The sequence below is a fragment of the Kocuria tytonicola genome, assembly GCF_003687175.1.
Classification (GTDB): domain Bacteria; phylum Actinomycetota; class Actinomycetes; order Actinomycetales; family Micrococcaceae; genus Kocuria; species Kocuria tytonicola.
The window spans coordinates 1,157,030-1,175,266 of the sequence record NZ_RDEX01000001.1; the positions used below are offsets into that span (position 1 = coordinate 1,157,030).

The following is an 18,237-nucleotide window of genomic DNA, read 5'->3' on the forward strand; positions in this document are numbered from 1 at the left end:
ATGGGCGCATGCCGAAGCAGCGAGAAGCCTCCTGGCGGGTCCTCCCGCCCCGCGGTGCCCAGGTCGCAGGGGCGGCCGTGGAGCTGGACCCGGCCCAGCGCGCCGTCGTGGAGCTGGGCCCCGGACACGGGCCCGTGCTGGTGCTGGGCGCCCCGGGCACCGGACGGAGCACGGTGGTCGTGGAGAGCGTGGTGCGACGGATCCGCGAGGGCGCGGACCCCCAGCGGCTGCTGGTGCTCACCCCGTCCCGCGAGTCCGCGGCCACGCTGCGGGACCTCGTGAGCCGGCGGACCGCGGCCACCATCAGCACCCCGCTCGTGCGGGCGTGGCAGGCCTACGCGTTCGACGTCCTGCGACGCGCGCACGGGGAGGGGCTGCTGCCCGGCGTCACCACGGCTCCCGTGCTGCTCTCCGGGCCCGAGCAGGACGCGTTCCTCGCGGAGATGGTGCGCGGCCACGCCCGGGGGCACGGCGGCGCCGTCGTGTGGCCCGCGGACCTGGACGACGCGCTCGGGACCCGGGGCTTCCGCGGCCAGCTGCGGGAGCTGTTCGACCGGATGAACGAGTACCGGGTGCCCGCGGACCTGCTCGCGGCGTGGGCGGAACCGCTCGGCCACCCGGAGTGGCGCACGGCCGCCGCGTTCCGCGAGGAGTACCAGCAGATCCGCGCGCTGCGCATGCCCAACGCCTTCGACCCCTCCGAGCTCGTGGACCGGGCGGCCCGGATCCTCGAGGCGAACCCCGAGTTCCTGGCCCGGGAGCAGCAGCGCCTGGACCTGGTGGTGGTGGACGACCTCCAGGAGGCCACCCCGTCCGCCCACCGGCTCATCGGGGTGCTCACCCGGGGGCGGGACGCCGTGTTCACCGCGAACCCGGACACCACGGTGCAGGGTTTCCGCGGCGCCCGGCCGGATCTGCTGCGCACGCTCGAGGACCGGGTGGGCACGCCCGAACGCCCCGTGCAGCGCATGCACCTGCGCACGAGCCACCGCATGCCGCTCCAGGTGGCAGCGGCGTGGCAGCGCGTGGCCCGAGCCGTCGGCGTGGTGGCAGGGGCGCGGGTGGACCGCGCTCCGGCCGCGGACGGCAGCGGGGAGGGCACGGCCCGGGTGGCACTGTTCGAGTCCCCCACGGCCCAGGCGCGCTGGTGCGCGGACCACTTCCTGCGGCTGCACGTCCTGCACGGTGTTCCCTTCCGGGAGATGGCCGTGATCGTGCGCAGCGGGTCGCAGCTGTCCGCGCTCACCCGGCAGCTGGGCGCCCTGGGTGTTCCCACCACCACCTCGGCCGCGGAGACCCCCCTGCGGGACGAGCCGGCCGTGATCCCCCTGCTCGACGCCCTGCGGCTGCTGCTGGCCGCCCAGGACACCGCTCCGCCGGAGGAGGTGCGGCGGGATCCGGCGGAGACGGAGGAGACCGCGGCGGAGGAGCCCCGCGCGGTGGAGGCCGTGCTCACCGCCGCAACGGCGGTCTCGCTGCTGACCTCGCGCATCGGGGGCGCCTCTCCCATGGAGGTGCGCCGGATCCGGCAGCGGCTGCGCGGCTACGAGCTGCGCACGGGAGGTGGCCGCACGAGTGACGACCTCCTCGTGCAGGCCCTCACGGACGGTGTGCTGCTGGAGCTCGCGGAGGTCCGCTCGGACGCCGCGGCCCGGGTGGCGGACATGCTCGCCGCAGGACAGCAGGCCCTGGACGCACCCGGTGCCACCGCGGAGTCCGTGCTGTGGGCGCTGTGGGAGGCCTGCGGCGTGGGCGTGCGCTGGCGTCGTCGTGCGCTGGAGGGAGGACCGGACGCCGTGCGCGCGGACCGGGACCTGGACGCGGTGGTCGGGCTGTTCGAAGCCGCGGAGCGCTTCGTGGACCAGGTCCCCGGGGCCACCGCCCAGGCGTTCATGGAGTACATGGACCACCAGGAGCTGCCCATGGACACCCTGGCGGCACGCGCGCCCGCCGAGGACAACGTGTCCGTGATGACACCGGCCGGCTCCGCGGGGCGGGAGTGGTCGCACGTGGTGGTGGCGGGGGTCCAGCAGGGAGTGTGGCCCAACACCGCGCTGCGCGGCCAGCTGCTCGGCACGGACGTCCTGACCGATGCGCTGGACCACGGTCCGGAGGAGGCCGCCCGGCTGGGCGCGGTGGACCGGCTGCGCCAGGTGCGCTCGGACGAGCTGCGCCAGTTCGCCACGGCGGTCTCCCGGGCGCGTGAGGGGGTCACCGTCACCGCGGTCGCCACCCAGGACGAGCAGCCCTCCGAGTTCGTGGCCCTCGTGGCCGGGGGGCGGGGGGAGGACCCCGGCATCCCCCTCGAGGAGCTCGACGCCCCCGAGCCCCTCACCCTGCGCCAGCTCACGGGTTCGCTGCGGCGCGCCCTCCAGGACCCCGTGTCCACCCCGGAGGAGCGCGAGGCCGCGGCCCGTCTGCTGCACCGGTTCGCCTCCCAGGATGACCCCGTGGCGGGTGCCGACCCGGACCAGTGGTGGGGCTGCGCGCCGCTGTCCACGGAGGATCCCCTCTACGCGTCCGACGAGCTGGTGCGCGTGTCACCCTCCAAGATCGAGACCGTGCACCGCTCACCCCTCGACTGGTTCGTGGCCGAGGCCCGTGCCACGGAGACCACCGACCTCACCCGCAGCCTCGGCACGCTCGTGCACGACATCGCCGAGAACATGCCGGACGCGGACGCCGTGGAGCTCGTGGCCGAGCTGCGGCGTCGCTGGCCCTCGCTCGGCATGCCGCGGGGCTGGACGGGGCTGCAGGAGCTCGAGCGGGCCGAGGCCATGCTCCGCAAGTTCGCCCAGTACTCCCGGGAGATGCGCACGGAGCACGGCCGTGAGCTCGTGGCCGTGGAGGGCAGCTTCCAGGTGCTCGTGAGAAGTGCCGCCAGGGATGCCCTGCTGACCGGTCGCGTGGACCGCCTGGAGGTGGACGCCCACGGCCGCCACGTGGTGGTGGACCTCAAGACGGGCAAGCACAAGCCTCCGGCGGAGGACCTCCCCGAGCACCCCCAGCTCGCGGCGTACCAGGTGGCGCTGCAGGCGGGCGCGGGCGGGGCCATGCAGAACAGCGCGGGCCGCGAGGACCTGCACGCCACGCAGCCACCGGAGCGCATCGAGCTGCCCGAGGGGGCCGTGCTGGCGCGTCCCGGTGGGGCGCTGCTCGTGCAGCTCGGGGGCAGCACCGTGAAACCGGGGGTTCAGCAACAGGACCCCCTGGATGAGGACCAGCAGTGGGCCCGCGAGCTCATCACCCAGGCCGCGCTGCTCATGGCCGACGCGCAGTTCGAGGCGCGGCACACCGCGGAGCAGGAGCAGGGCGGGCACGGCCGGTCCTGCGCCGTGCCGTGGGTGTGCCCGCTGTGCGCCCAGGGAAGACAGGTGACGGAGAAATGACGGACCAGAACGTCGGCACGGAGGAGATCAGGTACTCCCCGTACGAGATCGCCGAGGCCCTCGGGGACTTTCCGCCCACGGAGCAGCAGGCCGCCGTGATCTCCTCTCCGCTCACACCACGGCTCGTGGTGGCTGGTGCGGGCTCGGGCAAGACCACCACGATGTCCGACCGCGTGGCCTGGCTCGTGGCGAACGGGCTCGCACGGCCCGAGGAGATCCTGGGTGTCACGTTCACGCGCAAGGCCGCGGGGGAGCTGTCCCACCGGATTGCGGAGAAGCTGCGGCTGCTGCGCCGTGCCGGGCTGATCGAGGACCCTGCCGAGGAGGACGACGCTCCCGAGGCGGCCCAGGAGCCCACGGTCAGCACCTACCACTCCTACGCGAACACGCTGGTGCGCAGCTACGGGCTGCGGCTGGGTATCGAGTCGGACACCGTGCTCCTGGGACAGGCCCAGACGTGGCAGCTGGCCAGCGACCTCGTGCGGGGCTGGGACGGCCCGCTGCCCGAGTCGGTGCCCGCCGCGGACACCCTGGTGAAGGGGCTGATCACGCTCTCCTCGGAAGCCTCCGAGCACCTCGTGGACACCGCGACGATCCGTGACTTCGTCGAGCGCTTCCGGCGCGGCGTCCAGGACGCCCCGCCGGATGGGCGGAAGAAGACCCCCGGCAGCAAGGTCAAGGCCGCCCTCGCCCGCATGGAGCAGACCGAGGTGCTCGCGCAGCTCGTGGACCGGTTCCACGCCGTCAAGCGCGAGGAGTCCGCCCTGGACTACGGGGACCTGCTCTCGCTCGCGGCCCGCATCGTCCAGGTGGACCCGCACGCGCGGGCCGCGGAGCGCGACCGCTTCAAGGTGGTGCTGCTGGACGAGTTCCAGGACACGTCCCACGCCCAGCTGGCCCTGTTCTCCGGGCTGTACGGGGAGGGCCACTGCGTGATGGCCGTGGGGGATCCCCAGCAGTCCATCTACGGCTTCCGCGGGGCCTCGGCGGGCCAGCTCTTCAGCTTCGTGGAGAACTTCCCCCGCCGCACGCCGGACGGGCAGTGGGCCGTGGCGGACACCAGCTTCCTCACCACGGCGTGGCGCAACAGCCTCTCGGTGCTGGACGTCGCCAATGCCGTGGCCGAGCCGCTGCGCACGGCGCCCTCGTGGAACCGTTCCGCGGCCTCTCTGCGTGTGCCTCCTCTGGACCCGTCGCCCCAGGCCGCGCGCGGGCGGGTGCGGGTGAGCCGCCACCTCACGGACACGGACGAGGCGCAGGCCGTGGCCCAGCTGATCAGCGACGAGCGCCGGGCGCACGAGGGCCAGCCCCTCGAGGAGATGCCCACCATGGCTGTGCTGTGCCGGCGCCGCGCCCAGTTCGAGCCCCTGCGGCTCGAGCTCGAGGCGCTCGGGATCCCCTACGAAGTGGTGGGTCTGGGCGGGCTGCTGCACACTCCCGAGGTCTGCGACGTCGTGGCCATGCTCCACGTGCTCACGGACCCCGGTCGCTCGGACGCCCTCGCCCGGCTGCTCGCGGGCGCCCGCTGGCGGCTCGGCGCGCGGGACCTCGCGGCCCTCGGGGACTGGGCCGCGGAGCTCGAGCGCCGTCACGAGCGCGCCTCCCGGGGCGAGCGAGCGGAGGGCGGCACCGGGGCGTCGTCGGACCCTGCCTCCGAGCGCGGTCCCCAGGACGACGCCGCTGCGGGCGCGGGCACGGACGCGGCCCCTGCCGCGGCGCGGCACGAGGACCTCGAGACCGTGGTGATGGCGGACCTCGTGGACCGCTCCAGCCTGATCGAGGCCGTGGAGACGCTGCCCCGGGAGGGCTGGGTGTCCTCGCGGGGCCGGAGCATCAGCGCCGAGGGCATGCGCCGGCTGCGCGCCCTGCGGGCGGAGATCCGGGCCCTGCGCCAGGTTCTCGGGGACGAGCTCACCACCGTGATCCACGAGGTGGAGACCGTGCTGGGACTGGACATCGAGCTCGCCGCGCTGCCCGGGGAGGACCCGGCGCACGCGCGGCGGAACTTGGATGCCTTCGCGGACCAGGCCGTGCAGTTCACGGCCACCACGCGCACGCACGACGTCGCCGCGTTCCTCGCGTGGCTCGACGCCGCGACCCGCGAGGAGAACGGCCTGGACCTGCCACCGGCGCACACGCGCAGGGACGCCGTGCAGCTGCTCACGGTGCACGCCTCCAAGGGGTTGGAGTGGGACCACGTGTACGTCCCCGGGCTCAACCAGGACGACTTCCCCACGAAGAACTCCTCGGCCTGGACCGGGGACGCCGCGAAGCTCCCGTGGCCCCTGCGTGGCGACGCCGCGCAGCTGCCGCAGTGGCACGTCCGCCTGGACGACGTCCGGGAGGTGGAGGACTCCTTCGGCGAGTTCACCGAGGACGTGGCCGAGCACGACCTCGGGGAGGAGCGACGCCTGGCGTACGTGGCCTTCACCCGCGCCAAGTCCCTCCTGGAGCTCTCCGGAACCGTGTTCCGCGGGACGGGCAAGACGGGCAAGGCCGTGAGTCCCTTCCTCCAGGAGGCCCGGGACATGGCGGAGCGCTCCACGGCGGGCTTCGAGGCGGGGCCCTGGGCGGAGCCGGAGGAGGGCGCGAGCAATCCGCAGCTGGACACCCTGGTCAGCGCCGTGTGGCCCTACGACCCCCTGGAGGGGCCGCGGATCACCCGAACCTCCCGGGACGCCGAGGGCCGCGTGCGGCGGACGGTGTTCCCACCCACCCACGAGGGCAGGCGCGGCCGGATGGAGGCCACGGCCCTGGCGGTGCGCCAGGGTGGGTTCCCCGGCACCCGGGAGCTGCCTGACGAGGATCTTGCGACCGGTGCCTCCGGTGCACGGATCGCGCGGTGGCGCCGCGAGGCGGAGCTGCTGCTGGCGCAGCGCGAGGCGAGCCTCGAGCGGCGCGCGGTGCACATGCCGGCCCACGTCTCCGCCTCGGCCCTCGTGGCCATGGACGAGAACCCGGAGGAGTTCATCAGCACCTTGCGGCGTCCGATGCCGCGGCGCCCGGGGTCTGCGGCCCGCGCGGGAACGGCGTTCCATGCCTGGGTCGAGGACTACTTCGGGGACTCCGCGATCTTCGACCTGGACGAGCTTCCGGGAGCGGACGACCACGTGGACGAGGAGCTGGACCTGCCGCGCCTCGCGGAGACGTTCCGCCGCAGCCCGTGGGCGAGCCGGGAGCCGTACGCCGTGGAGCTGCCCGTCGAGACCCCGGTGGGCTCCCTCACCGTGCGCGGCCGCATCGACGCCGTGTTCCGCACGGCCGACGGGTGGGAGCTCGTGGACTGGAAGACGGGACGGGTGCCGCGCGGCGGTGACCTGCGGCGCAAGGCGGGTCAGCTCGCGCTGTACCGTCTGGCCTTCGCCCGGTTGCACGAGGTGCCCGTGGAACGGGTGTCGGCGGCGTTCTACTACGTGGCCGCGGACGAGGTGGTGCGCCCGCACGACCTCGCAGACGAGGCGCAGCTGGAGCGGATCGTGTCGCGGCTCTACGAGCGGGGCACGGACCCGGTGGATCCGGCGGACTCGGCGGGGCCGCCGCCCGAAGCCTGATCCTCGGGGGAGTCGGCCGCCGAACGAGCCGGCGCGGGTGCGGCACCCGGACCAGCACTGACGTCCGGCCCGGCACTGATGTCCGGTCCGGCACTGACGTCCGGTCCGGCACTGACGGCCGCTCCGGTACGGAGGCCTGCTCCGGTGCCAGCCCCCGCGCTGGGCGCAGTTCCGGCACCGACGTCGGTTCCAGCACGGGCGTGCGGCCCCGCGGTGCTACCCCATCCTGTGGCGGGGCTCGGATCTGCGGTGGCGCCCGGCCCCGTGCCGGTTCCGGACCCCGCAGTGGACCCGCTGCGCGGAGCAGGTGACGGGCTGAGCCCGGGGGAGCGGGCGTCGTCGGCGTCGAGGTCACCGGCCGCTGCGCGTGCGGTGGCCGGTGCGGCCTCGGACCCTCGACCCGCGGGGTCCTCCCGGGGCCGCGGCCCGTCCTGGGCCGCCGGATCCTCTCGGGGCGGCCCGGGAACCCCCGGCGCGGGTGAGGCGCTGTCCCGCACGTCCCGGGCGAGGGTCTCCAGCATCCGCCGGGCGTTGTCCACCATGGACGGGATGCCCCGGTCCACGCCGCGCACGAGCCACTCGGCGAGGGCGAACTCCGCCTTGAGGTGGGCCCGCCGCAGCAGGTGGCGGTCCGGGGGTTGCACGGCGGCCACGGAGTACGCCTCGATCACGGTGTCCGCGAAGGTGGGGTCGCTCATGCCCACGAGCCACGAGAAGTCCTCGGCGGGGTCCCCCACGTGGAGGTCGCTCCACCCGGTGAACGAGGCGAGCGCGCCGTGGTCCACCGTGATGTTGTCCTCGTGCAGGTCCCCGTGGACCACGCGGGTGGAGAACTGCCACAGCGTGGTGTCCTCCATGGCCTCCTCCCAGCGGCGCAGCAGCTCGCCGGGGATCTGGCCGGTGGTGGCGGCCTGGTCGAGGTCGTGGAGCATGCGCTTGCGGCACTGCTCGGAGCTGTAGGCGGGCAGGTCCGCGTCCATCACGAGCGCCCGGGGCAGGGAGTGCAGGGCCCCGAGTGCCCGGCCCACCTGCACCGCGAGCGGGGCGCGGGGCGCGGCGCTGGGGGAGGGCGCGTGCAGGGGCGGTTCGGGGTGGGTGTTCTGCCGCTGCAGCTCCCGAAGGCTCAGGGTCTGCCCGGGCAGGTGGGAGTACACGAACGTGCGCAGCTCGCCCTGCGCCACGGAACCGACCACGGTGGGCAGGTGGAACGGCAGGTGCGAGCGCACCGAGGGGGTGAACGCCTGCAGCACCAGGTGCTCGGTCTCGAGGCGCATGCTCGCCTCGGTGCTCAGGGGACTGCGCACGCGCCACCGCTTCCCGGCGGCGTCCTGGACCACGCAGGAGCGGAAGTCCGCGGCGTCGTCGGGAGAAGGACCGGTGGCCACGGGGGCCAGCCCGGGGACGGCCGCGGCGGCGACGGCGGCTAGCAGTTCGGGGGTCGTTCTCACCTGCTCCACCCTACCGGCCGAGCCTCGGGACGGGCTGTGCACAGGCCGGTCCAGGGTGTCCGGGGCCCGGTCTACAGTGGTCGGGTGATCTCACCCCAGGACCGTTCCAGCGCCCCCGCGCCCCTGCTCGGGCCCGATCAGCTTCCCTTCGCGGGGCGCCCGTTCGACCGCGAGGCCGTGGCGCGGGAGCACCGGGACCTCGTGGCGGAGGACCGGAGCTCGGGCGCGGTTCGCGTCCTCGTGCTGCGCGGGTCCACCGCGCCGGTCACGCCCGAGGGCCTGTTGCTGGTCCCGGTGGACGAGGCTCCCGCCGCCACGGGGGATCCCGCCCGCCCGGACGTGCACCTGGGCCGGCTGGCGGACGGCACCCGGGTGCTGCTGCGCACCGTCCCGGAGGACACGGAGCTGCCGGGCTTCGACGACGCCGCCTGGCACGGTCTGCGCGCGCTCGGCACCGCGCTGCCACCGGAGCAGACCTCCCTCCTGGTCACGGCCCGGGCGGTGGCGCTGTGGCACCGGGACCACCCGCGGTGCCCGCGCTGCGGGGGCCCCACGGAGGTGGTCCGCTCCGGCTGGGCCCGCCGGTGCCCTCAGGACGAGTCGTTGCACTTCCCGCGCACCGACCCCGCGGTCATCGTGGCGGTCGTGGACGACCACCCGGACCCCTCTCGTCAGCGGATCCTGCTGGGCCGCTCCGCGCTGTGGTCCGGGAACCGCTACTCCACGTTCGCGGGATTCGTGGAGCCGGGGGAGTCCGCGGAGCAGGCCGTGGTGCGCGAGGTCGGTGAGGAGGCGGGGATCGCGGTGGACACCGTGGAGTACCAGGGGTCGCAGCCCTGGCCGTTCCCGCGCTCGCTGATGCTCGGCTTCCGGGCGGTGGCGCACACGGCGGAAACCGAGGCGGACGGCGAGGAGATCCTGGACGTGCGGTGGTTCACGCGGAAGCAGCTGCTCGCGGCGGCCCGGGACGGCAGCGTGACCCTGCCCGGCCGGATCTCCATCGCCCACGCGCTCATCGTGAGCTGGCTCGGCCAGGACCTCCCGGAGACGGACTGGTGAGCGCGGAGCCCAGCGCCGAGGAGCACATCCTGGGCGGTCTGGACCCCGAGCAGCGGGTGGTGGCCACCACCCTGCAGGGGCCGGTGTGCGTCCGTGCGGGTGCGGGCACGGGCAAGACCCGGGCCATCACCCACCGCATCGCGTGGGGCATCGCCTCGGGCGTGTACACCCCGCAGAAGACGCTCGCCCTGACCTTCACCGCGCGTGCCGCGAACGAGATGCGGCAGCGGCTGCGAGCCCTCGGCGCCCCGGGGGTGCAGGCCCGCACCTTCCACTCCGCGGCGCTGCGGCAGCTGCAGTACTTCTGGCCCCAGGCCGTGGGCGGCCCGCCGCCCGGGCTCGTGAACCACAAGGCCCGGCTGATCACCGAGGCCGCGCAGGGCATGCGTCTGAGCACGGACCGGGCCACCATCCGGGACGTCGCCGCGGAGATCGAGTGGGCCAAGGTGTCCATGCACACCCCGGACACCTACGCCCCCGCGGCCGAGAACCGCGACATGCCCGCGGGCTACGACATCCGCACCATGCAGCGGCTGTACCAGTCCTACGAGGACCTCAAGGCGGACCGGCACCTCATCGACTTCGAGGACGTCCTGCTCATCACCGTGGGCATCCTGGAGGAGGACGAGCGGATCGCCGCGGCCGTGCACGCCCAGTACCGCCAGTTCGTGGTGGACGAGTACCAGGACGTCTCACCCCTGCAGCAGCGCCTGCTGGACGCGTGGCTGGGCTCCCGGGACGACCTCTGCGTGGTGGGCGACGCCTCCCAGACCATCTACTCCTTCACGGGCGCCACCTCCCGCCACCTGCTGGACTTCCCCGCGCGCTACCCGGGTGCCTCGGTGGTGGAGCTGATCCGCGACTACCGCTCCACCCCGCAGGTGGTCAACACCGCCAACCGGTTGCTCGCCGCGCGCCGTCCCGCGCCGGGCTCCACCCCGGACACGTGGGCCACACCGCTGCGCCTGGTCTCCCAGCGCCCCGCGGGGCCCGAGCCCACGTGGAACGAGCACCCGGACGACGAGGCCGAGGCCGCCGGCGTGGCCGTGCGCATCCGGGACCTCATCGAGGACGGCGTGCCCCCGCACGAGATCGCCGTCCTGTTCCGCACCAACGGTCAGTCCCAGGCGTTCGAGGCCGCCCTCGGGGACGCGAACATCGGCTTCCAGCTGCGCGGCACCGAGCGGTTCTTCAACCGTCCCGAGATCCGCCAGGCCCTCGTGCAGATCAGATCGGCCGCCCGCACCGTGGGGGCGGACCGCGCGGACGTGCCCCGTCAGGTGCGGGACATGCTGCACTCTCTGGGCTACACCGAGCGCGCCCCGCGCGCCGACAGCGCCACCCGCGCCAAGTGGGAGTCCCTGCGGGCGCTCGTGGCGCTCGCGGACAGCATGGCCGCGCGGGCCGCCGAGCAGGAGGAGTCCTTCACCCTGGCGGGCTTCGCCCAGGAGCTCGAACGCCGCGCCACCACCCAGGAGGCGCCGGTCGTGGACGGGGTGACCCTCGCGTCCCTGCACTCCGCCAAGGGGTTGGAGTGGGACGCGGTGTTCCTCGTGGGCCTCTCGGAGGGACTCATGCCCATCTCGTTCGCGGACACCCCGGACGCCATGGACGAGGAGCGCCGGCTGCTCTACGTGGGGATCACGCGCGCCCGGGAGCACCTGGTGTTCTCGTGGTCCCTGTCCCGCACCCCGGGCGGGCGCCCCAGCCGCGCCCGCTCGCGCTTCCTGGACGCCGTGCTGCCGCCCGCGCCGCGCACCCCCGCACGACGCCGCCCCGTCCGCTGATCGCCGGAGGCATCCTGCGCGCGCGACGCCGCTCCGCTCCCGGATTCCCGTGCGTCGCCGCCCGTGCGCCCGGCACGACGCCGCTCCGTGCGCCGATCCCCACGGGCGCCATGCCGCGCACCGGAGGCGACGCCGCCCGGCATGGCGGCTACGCGGCGTCGACCTCGGTCCAGAACTCCCGGGCCACGCGTGCGAACTCCTCGGCGCGCTCGACCATGGGGCCGTGGCCGGTGTCCGGGAACGTGTGGGTGCGGGCACCGAGAGCCCGGCCCGCGCGGGCCAGGTGCCGGTGGGGGAGCACCACGTCCTTGTCGCCCCACACCACGACCACGGGGACGCCCGTGGCCCGCACCCGCGGCAGCAGGGCCCGGCGCCAGGCGCTCTTCACGCCCGCCGGGGTCCCGAGGGAGCGCAGGATCTCCAGCATGGCGGCGGAGCCGCCGGGGCGCTGCGCCATCCGGTAGCCGTGCTCCACACGCTCGGGGGTGGCCAGCACGGGGTCGTGGTACATCGCCCGCTCGGAGCGCAGTGCCCCCTTCCGGCTGGGCGTCAGGGCGCGCTCGCCCACACCGGGGATGCTCGCGAGCCGCAGCGCGGTGCTCACGCCGCGCCCGAGGCCCGCGGAGTCCACGAGCAGCAGGCTGCGCACCAGCTCCGGGTGGTCGGCGGTGAGCTGCATGGCCACCGCCCCGCCCAGGGAGTTGCCCGCCACGTGCACGGGCGCCATGCCCTGGGCCCGCACGAACTCGGCGAGCCGCGCCGCCAGGTTCTGCAGGCTCATCGCCCCGGAGGGCCGCTCGGAGCCGCCGAAACCGGGCAGGTCCACGCTGTAGACACGGAAGGAGTCGGAGAGCAGCTCGTGCTGCTGCTCCCAGTCGGTGAGGCTGCGGCCGATGCCGTGCACGAGCAGCACGGGGGCACCCTCGCCGGACACGCGGTACTGCAGACCGTCCCAGTGCTGCAGGCTCATGCGGACACCTCCGCGTTGGTGGGCGCGGCCACGGTGAACTCCAGCTGGTCGTCCTTCTCCGCGCCCGGGCGGAACAGCACGCGGTCCCGGAGGTAGTTCTGCCGCACGTTCCACGCACCGTCACGGCCCTGGCGGGGCAGCAGGTGGGCTCCCCGCTGGATGTAGCCGGACGCGAGGTCGATGAGCGGACGCAGACCGGTGCGGGGCCCGGTGTAGCGGGGAGTCACGGCCACGGCACCCTCCCGGTCCATGCGGTCCAGCAGGCGGTGGAAGTACTCGGTGACCAGGTCCACGCGCAGGGTCCACGAGGAGTTCGTGTACCCGATGGCGAACGCCATGTTGGGCACACCGTCCAGCATCATGCCGCGGTAGCTCACGTGCTCCGAGGGGTCCACGGTCTCACCGTCCACCACGAGGTCCGTGGCCCCGAGGAACTGGACGTTGAGCCCGGTGGCGGTGACCACCACGTCGGCGGGCAGGTGGCGCCCGGAGGCCAGGTCGACGCCGTCGGCGGTGAAGCGTTCGATGGTGTCCGTGACCACCTCGGCGTGCTCCCCGCGCACCGCCCTGAAGAAGTCGCCGTCCGGTGCGGCGCACAGGCGCTGGTCCCATGGGTCGTACTCCGGGGTGAAGTGCTCGTCCACCGGGAAGGTGGGGCCCAGGTGCTTCACGGCGCCGCGGTGCAGCAGCTCGCGCATGGCCTGCGGGCGGCGTCGGCTGAACTCGTAGATGGCCATGGAGCGCACGATGTTGCGCCAGCGGTTGGCCCCGCCCGCCAGACGCGGCGGGAGCCACCGGCGCAGCTTCATGCCCGTCTCGTCCTTGCCGGGCACGGAGGCCACGTAGGAGGGGGAGCGCTGCAGCATGCTCACGTGCGCCCCGCGCTCGGCCAGGGCGGGCACGAGCGTCACGGCGGTGGCGCCGCTGCCGATCACGACCACCCGCTTGCCGGAGACGTCCAGGTCCTCGGGCCAGTGCTGTGGGTGGATCACGGTGCCCTGGAACTCGGGCAGGCTGGGCCAGTTCGGGGCGAAGCCCTCGTCGTAGCGGTAGTAGCCGGTGGCCATGAACAGCCAGCGGCCCGTGAGGGTGGAGACCTCGCCCGTGTGCACGTCCTCGTGGGTGACCGTCCAGGTGTGCGTCCGCGAGGACCACTCGGCGCGCGTGGCACGCTGCCCGAAGCTGATCCGGGACGTCACCCCCGCCTCCTCGGCGGCGGCGTGCACGTACTCCAGGATGGTGTCCCCCGTGGCCAGGCTGCGCTCGCCGGTCCACGGGCGGCTGCGGTAGCCGAACGTGGCCATGTCCGAGTCGGAGCGGATGCCGGGGTACTGGAACAGGTCCCACGTGCCGCCGATCCTCTCCCGCGCCTCGAGGATGCGGACCGTGCGTCCCGTGCCCGCGAGCTCCCGGGCGGCCCCGATGCCGGAGATCCCCGCCCCGATGATGATGACGTCCACGTCCTGCGTGCTCATGCCGTTCTTCAACTCCCTGGCGTTCTCGCGTGCACCGCGCGGGCGGGTGCCCGCCGTGGTGGCCCTCGGCCACGTGCGGAGGCGGTGGGGCCGGGCCCGTGGTCGTCGCGGACCGGCTCGCGGGACGCGGCGGTGCGCCGCGGCCGTGCCGCCGGCGTCGGTCCCCGGTGGTCCGGGTACTAACGCGTGTTAGCTTGGTGGAGCTCGAGTGTAACAGCTCACATCCGGCCCGCAACAGGGCGGCCCCGGCTCCCCGCTGGCTAGCATGTGGGGACCGATCGACGAGGAGACCCCACCACCATGCCTGCACGCAGCACCTTTCCGCGCCGCGCCACGAGCGCGGACGTGGCACGCCTGGCCGGGGTCTCCCGGACCACCGTGAGCTTCGTGCTCAACGACACCCCGGCGCAGTCGATCTCCGCGGAGACCCGACGCCGCGTGCTGGAGGCGGCGCAGTCGCTGGCCTATGCGCCGTCGGCGGAGGCCCGGGCCCTGGGCACCGGCCGCTCCACCACGGTGCTCGTCTACCTCCCGCCCGCGCGCTCGCTCTCCGAGGACATCGGCGAGCTCATCGAGCGGCTCTCGGACCTGTTCTCGGAGGCGGGCCTGTCGATGGTGATCCACGCGTGGAGCCGCCGCCCCGCCGCCCGGGTCTGGTCCTCCGTGACTCCCGCCGCGGTGCTCTCGTGGGACCTCGCGGACGACGACGCCGAGCGGATGCGCCGCAACGGCGTGCGCGGGGTGCTCTCGTGGACCGGGGCGGACGCGATGGGGCAGTGGATCACCGGGCCCCGCGAGCAGGACATCGCCCGGGTGCAGGTCCACCGTCTCACGAGCGCGGGCCACCGACACCTGGCCTACGCCGTGACCGGGGGCGACCACATGCACGGGGTGTCCCAGTGGCGGCACGAGATGCTCCGCCGCGAGTGCGCGGCCCGGGGACTGCCGGTGCCGGAGCTGCTGCAGGTCCCTGCCGATCCGCCGGGCGCGGCGGCGGTGCTGCGCGCGTGGCAGGAGCGCTCGCCCGCGGCCTCCGGGGTCTGCGCCCACGACACCACCGCGGCGCTGGCCGTGCTGAGCGGCATGCGGCGTCTCGGCTGGATGGCGCCCGAGAACCTGGCCATCGTGGGGGTCAACGACTCCGCCGCGGCCGCCCTCGCGGACCCGCCGCTCACGATGGTGGCGCTGGACGCGGACGTCACCGCCCGGTACACCGTGGAGGTCATCACGGCCCTGGTGGCGGAGCGGCCCCTGCCGGAGGCCCCCGCCACGGGCGGGGCGAGCATCGTGGACCGCGGCTCCGTCTGACCCGGCCCGGGAGGGGCCCTGGGCGCGCGGTCAGGGCACGGCAAAGGCGAGCGAGCACAGGCACTGGGGGTTGGGCGGCAGCTCGCGGACGAGCAGCCCCCGCCGGAGAACCGGTCCACACGGTTCCAGCAGCAATGGCCCCGTTCCGCGCGGCCCGTTCACCTCCGGTGCGTGGTCGTCGCCTCGGAATGGCCGCCGCTCCGGGGTGGTGTGAGCCGTCATGGTGTCCCGTCCCAGTCCCACTCCCAGCCCCGCGGCCAGGAGCAGCGCGGCGATCTCCCCGGCGGCACAGCTGCGGGTGACGGCGGCGAGCGGGGAGTCGCCGTTGGGCAGTGGCGCGCCCACGGTGTCCGGGACGACGTCGCGCGCCGTCCTGCGTGCCGACCGCACCGCCTCCGCAAGGCACTCCCGACAGGGGCGGTGCTCCCAGGACGTCCCGGGCCAGCGCAGCACGTTCGCCCCGTCGGCGGCCACCGTGAGGGTGGCCAGCGCGGGGTCCAGCGGGGGAGCGGATGGTGCCGCGAGGTCCGCCACGAGGTCCCCTGCCACGGACCACGCGTTGAGCACCACGGTCCCGGGCACCGCGGCGCTGGGGAAGAGCTCGGGGGCCGTGAGCGGCACGCACCGCGGGGAACGACGCCGCAGCACGCCTCTCAGGGCCAGTTCCCTCGGCTGCCCCTCCACCTCGGCGGGGTACGGTCCCCGGGCGATGTCGGACCGTGACACGGGCTGGGGATCCGCGACGTCGAGCAGGCACACCCCGGCGCCCACGAGGGCGCACGCGACCCAGGCCGCCAGGGGATCCAGGCCGTTCACGAACACGTGCAGCTCGTCCAGGGCGAGCTGGTCCCGGAGCGGGCCCGGCGGATCGGGGAAGCGCGGTGGGGATGTCATGGCCCCAGGATTCCCGTGCTCGCGCGTCCGGTCCACGGTGCCGGGGATGTCCACAGCACGGATGGCGGTTCTGCGTGTCCGAGCGGGATGGTGGACTGTCCCCATGCCCCGAGGACGCCACCGCACGCCGTCGACCCCCAGCACCGGGGAGCTCCCGGACGGAATGCCCGAGATCATCGTCCAGCGCAGTGCGCGCCGCACCAAGACAGTGAGTGCCCACTTCAGTGGCGACGCCGTGGTGCTCGCGGTGCCGCAGCGGGCCACACGGGCCCAGATCGCGCACTGGAGCGCCACCCTGGTGCCCAAGGTCGTGGCCAAGCGCCGTGCCGCGGAGTCCTCGTCCGCCCGGCGCGCCACGGACACGGTGCTCGAGGAGATGGCCGCTCGGCTCTCCCGCACCCACCTGGAGGGACGCGCGGTCCCCACGAGCATCACGTGGTCCACCCGGCAGCACACGAGGTGGGGTTCGTGCACCCCGACGACGGGCACCATCCGGATCTCACGGCGCCTCGCGGAAGCCCCCGAGTGGGTGCTGGAGACCGTGGTGCTGCACGAGCTGGTCCACCTGCTGGAGGCACACCACAACGAGCGGTTCTGGTCGCTCGCGCGGCGCCATCCCCGTGCCGGGGACGCCGCCCGGTTCCTGGACGGCGTGGCCTGGGCGGACGCCCACCCGGCAGGCGGCCCGGGCGCCGCGTGACGGTGAATCACCAGGGGAGGCTCGCGCTACCTGGCGGGGCGCGGATCTGGACTTGAACCGACCCCGGTGCGAGCACCGGGGTCGGACAGGCGGGGGAACCGAGCGGGCCGGGGGTCAGGCGGGGGCGCCGCCACCGCCCTGGGGTCCGCTGTCCGGAGAGCGGGGGGCATCCCCGTTCTGCGCGTCGCCGTCGTCGCCGGGCCGCGCGGGGTCGTCGCCCGCATCCTGTGCCCCGTTGCCGGTGCCGTTCGCGGGACCCGTCCCGGAGGCGTTGTCGCCCGAGGCATCCGTTCCGGGCTCGTTCCCGGCCTCGTACCCGCCGGCCAGCAGCTTCTCGAGGGCGGCGTCCATCTCCGCGTCGCTCGCGGTGAGCAGCCCGCGCCGCTCCTCGAAGCCCTGGGGATCGTCCAGGTCCTCGTTGGTGGGCAGCAGCTCGGGGGACTCCCACAGGCTGTCCCGCTCGGTGATCCCACGCTGCTCGGCCACGTAGTCCCAGAAGGACGCGGCCTCGCGCAGCCGGCGCGGGCGCAGCTCGAGACCCACCAGGGATCCGAAGGTGCGCTCCGCCGGGCCACCCTCGGCGCGGCGTCGGGCCATCATCTCGGTGAGCGCGGGTGCGGACGGGATGTTCACGGTGGAGGCCACCGTGACGCGGTTGACCCAGCCCTCCACGAGGGCCAGCACGGTCTCGAGCCTGGCGAGGGTGGCCTCCTGGCTCGGCGTCATCTCGGGACTGAACACGCCCGAGGAGAGCGCGTCCTGGATGCCGGACGGGTCCGAGGGGTCGAGGTCCCGTGCAATGGACTCGATCCGTTCCATGTCGATGTGGATCTCGGAGGCGAACGCGGTGATCAGGTCCAGCACGTGCTGGCGCAGCCACGGCACCCCGTGGAAGAGCCGGATGTGTGCGGCCTCGCGGATGGCCAGGTAGAGCAGCACGTCCGAGGCAGGCAGGTCCAGGTCCGCGCTGAACTCCGCGACGTTGGAGGGCACGAGCGCGCAGTGCTTGGGCGCCAGCGGGATGCCCACGTCCGTGGAGGAGAGCACCTCGCAGGACAGCGCCCCCACGGCCTGGCCCAGCTGCATGCCGAACATCATGGACCCCGCCCCGGACAGCATCCCGGAGAGGTCCGCGCCACCCATCGCCTGGGACAGCTCGGGCGGCAGCTGCTGGGTGAGGGCCTCGGACATGGCCTTGGTGACGGACGCGGCCACCGGGGCGGACATCTCCTGCCAGGTCTGCCAGGTGGCCTCGATCCACTCGGCACGGGCCCACGCGGAGGGCAGCACCGGGGCCTCGTCGAACGCGGTGTTGTCCTTGAGCCACAGGTCCGCGAGCTTCATGGCGTCGCTCACGGCGCCCTTCTGACGGTCCGTGACGGAGGGGTCACCCTTCTGGGAGGCCACCTGGCGCGCGTGCTGGTTCGCGAGCTCCCAGTTCACGGGGTCCCCGGAGTTCGAGGAGCTCATCATGGACTGGATCTGCTGGAAGATCATGGACATGGACTGCGGGTCCGTGGGCATGCCGGCGGGCATGTCACCCGGCTTCATGGCCCCGGAACCCATCAGACGCTCGAACATCTCCTGGAACGGATCCTTGGGGTTCTGGCCGTTCTCGTCGTTCGGAGGGTTCGCAGGCATGGGACCGCCAATCAT

Annotated in this window: 11 protein-coding genes; 6 read left to right on the forward strand and 5 right to left on the reverse strand. The window is 74.2% G+C overall.

The genetic code is table 11. The features are described from left to right. The first annotated feature begins 8 nt into the window (after window positions 1–8). Window positions 9–3,389 carry an ATP-dependent helicase gene (locus EAE32_RS05295; protein WP_121864383.1) on the forward strand — a complete coding sequence of 1,127 codons (3,381 nt, stop codon included), beginning with the start codon at window positions 9–11 and terminating at the stop codon, window positions 3,387–3,389. Next, window positions 3,386–6,940, forward strand: a complete 3,555-nt coding sequence (locus EAE32_RS05300) for an ATP-dependent helicase (protein WP_121864384.1) — start codon at window positions 3,386–3,388, stop codon at window positions 6,938–6,940. Before EAE32_RS05295 ends, EAE32_RS05300 begins: the two co-directional genes overlap by 4 nt. On the opposite strand, the gene EAE32_RS12095 is transcribed toward EAE32_RS05300, so the two are convergent. Beyond that, the gene (locus EAE32_RS12095) at window positions 6,877–8,388 is read right to left on the reverse strand and encodes a phosphotransferase (RefSeq protein ID WP_279386924.1); all 1,512 of its coding nucleotides are present in this window, start codon (window positions 8,386–8,388) and stop codon (window positions 6,877–6,879) included. The genes EAE32_RS05300 and EAE32_RS12095 overlap by 64 nt on opposite strands. Window positions 8,389–8,472: 84 nt before the next feature. Here EAE32_RS12095 and nudC point away from each other — a divergent pair, with 84 nt between their 5' ends. After that, window positions 8,473–9,447 (forward strand): NAD(+) diphosphatase, encoded by a 975-nt coding sequence (gene nudC / locus EAE32_RS05310; RefSeq protein WP_121864385.1) that lies wholly within the window; start codon window positions 8,473–8,475, stop codon window positions 9,445–9,447. Continuing rightward, a complete protein-coding gene (locus EAE32_RS05315) occupies window positions 9,444–11,234 on the forward strand; it encodes an ATP-dependent helicase (protein WP_243635587.1) in 1,791 nt (596 codons plus the stop codon). The genes nudC and EAE32_RS05315 overlap by 4 nt, the downstream gene beginning before the upstream one ends. A gap of 148 nt (window positions 11,235–11,382) precedes the next feature. Here EAE32_RS05315 and EAE32_RS05320 read toward each other — a convergent pair whose 3' ends face one another. Continuing rightward, window positions 11,383–12,204 carry an alpha/beta fold hydrolase gene (locus tag EAE32_RS05320; RefSeq protein WP_121864386.1) on the reverse strand — a complete coding sequence of 274 codons (822 nt, stop codon included), beginning with the start codon at window positions 12,202–12,204 and terminating at the stop codon, window positions 11,383–11,385. Further along, window positions 12,201–13,679, reverse strand: coding sequence for a flavin-containing monooxygenase (locus EAE32_RS05325; RefSeq protein WP_121864387.1), 1,479 nt, complete (start codon window positions 13,677–13,679; stop codon window positions 12,201–12,203). Before EAE32_RS05325 ends, EAE32_RS05320 begins: the two co-directional genes overlap by 4 nt. Window positions 13,680–13,979: 300 nt before the next feature. On the opposite strand from EAE32_RS05325, the gene EAE32_RS05330 reads away from it, so the two are divergent. Next, window positions 13,980–14,987 (forward strand): LacI family DNA-binding transcriptional regulator, encoded by a 1,008-nt coding sequence (locus EAE32_RS05330; RefSeq protein WP_121864388.1) that lies wholly within the window; start codon window positions 13,980–13,982, stop codon window positions 14,985–14,987. Between the two features lie 30 nt (window positions 14,988–15,017). On the opposite strand, the gene EAE32_RS05335 is transcribed toward EAE32_RS05330, so the two are convergent. Next, window positions 15,018–15,881 carry a hypothetical protein gene (locus EAE32_RS05335; protein ID WP_243635588.1) on the reverse strand — a complete coding sequence of 288 codons (864 nt, stop codon included), beginning with the start codon at window positions 15,879–15,881 and terminating at the stop codon, window positions 15,018–15,020. A gap of 103 nt (window positions 15,882–15,984) precedes the next feature. Between EAE32_RS05335 and EAE32_RS05340 the strand changes: the two genes are divergently transcribed. Further along, entirely contained in the window at window positions 15,985–16,581 is a 597-nt protein-coding gene (locus EAE32_RS05340) for a M48 metallopeptidase family protein (protein ID WP_240625171.1), read from the forward strand. 114 nt (window positions 16,582–16,695) lie between these two features. Here EAE32_RS05340 and EAE32_RS05345 read toward each other — a convergent pair whose 3' ends face one another. After that, window positions 16,696–18,222, reverse strand: coding sequence for a zinc-dependent metalloprotease (locus tag EAE32_RS05345; RefSeq protein WP_121846312.1), 1,527 nt, complete (start codon window positions 18,220–18,222; stop codon window positions 16,696–16,698). Between the last annotated feature and the right edge of the window lie 15 nt (window positions 18,223–18,237).

Bases quoted from the DNA above. Each gene is read 5' to 3' on its own strand.
- EAE32_RS05295 (WP_121864383.1), top strand. From the start codon at position 9: ATGCCGAAGCAGCGAGAAGCCTCCTGGCGGGTCCTCCCGCCCCGCGGT.
- EAE32_RS05300 (WP_121864384.1), top strand. From the start codon at position 3,386: ATGACGGACCAGAACGTCGGCACGGAGGAGATCAGGTACTCCCCGTAC.
- EAE32_RS05320 (WP_121864386.1), bottom strand. From the start codon at position 12,204: ATGAGCCTGCAGCACTGGGACGGTCTGCAGTACCGCGTGTCCGGCGAG.
- EAE32_RS05325 (WP_121864387.1), bottom strand. From the start codon at position 13,679: ATGAGCACGCAGGACGTGGACGTCATCATCATCGGGGCGGGGATCTCC.
- EAE32_RS05330 (WP_121864388.1), top strand. From the start codon at position 13,980: ATGCCTGCACGCAGCACCTTTCCGCGCCGCGCCACGAGCGCGGACGTG.
- EAE32_RS05335 (WP_243635588.1), bottom strand. From the start codon at position 15,881: ATGACATCCCCACCGCGCTTCCCCGATCCGCCGGGCCCGCTCCGGGAC.
- EAE32_RS05340 (WP_240625171.1), top strand. From the start codon at position 15,985: ATGCCCCGAGGACGCCACCGCACGCCGTCGACCCCCAGCACCGGGGAG.
- EAE32_RS05345 (WP_121846312.1), bottom strand. From the start codon at position 18,222: ATGCCTGCGAACCCTCCGAACGACGAGAACGGCCAGAACCCCAAGGAT.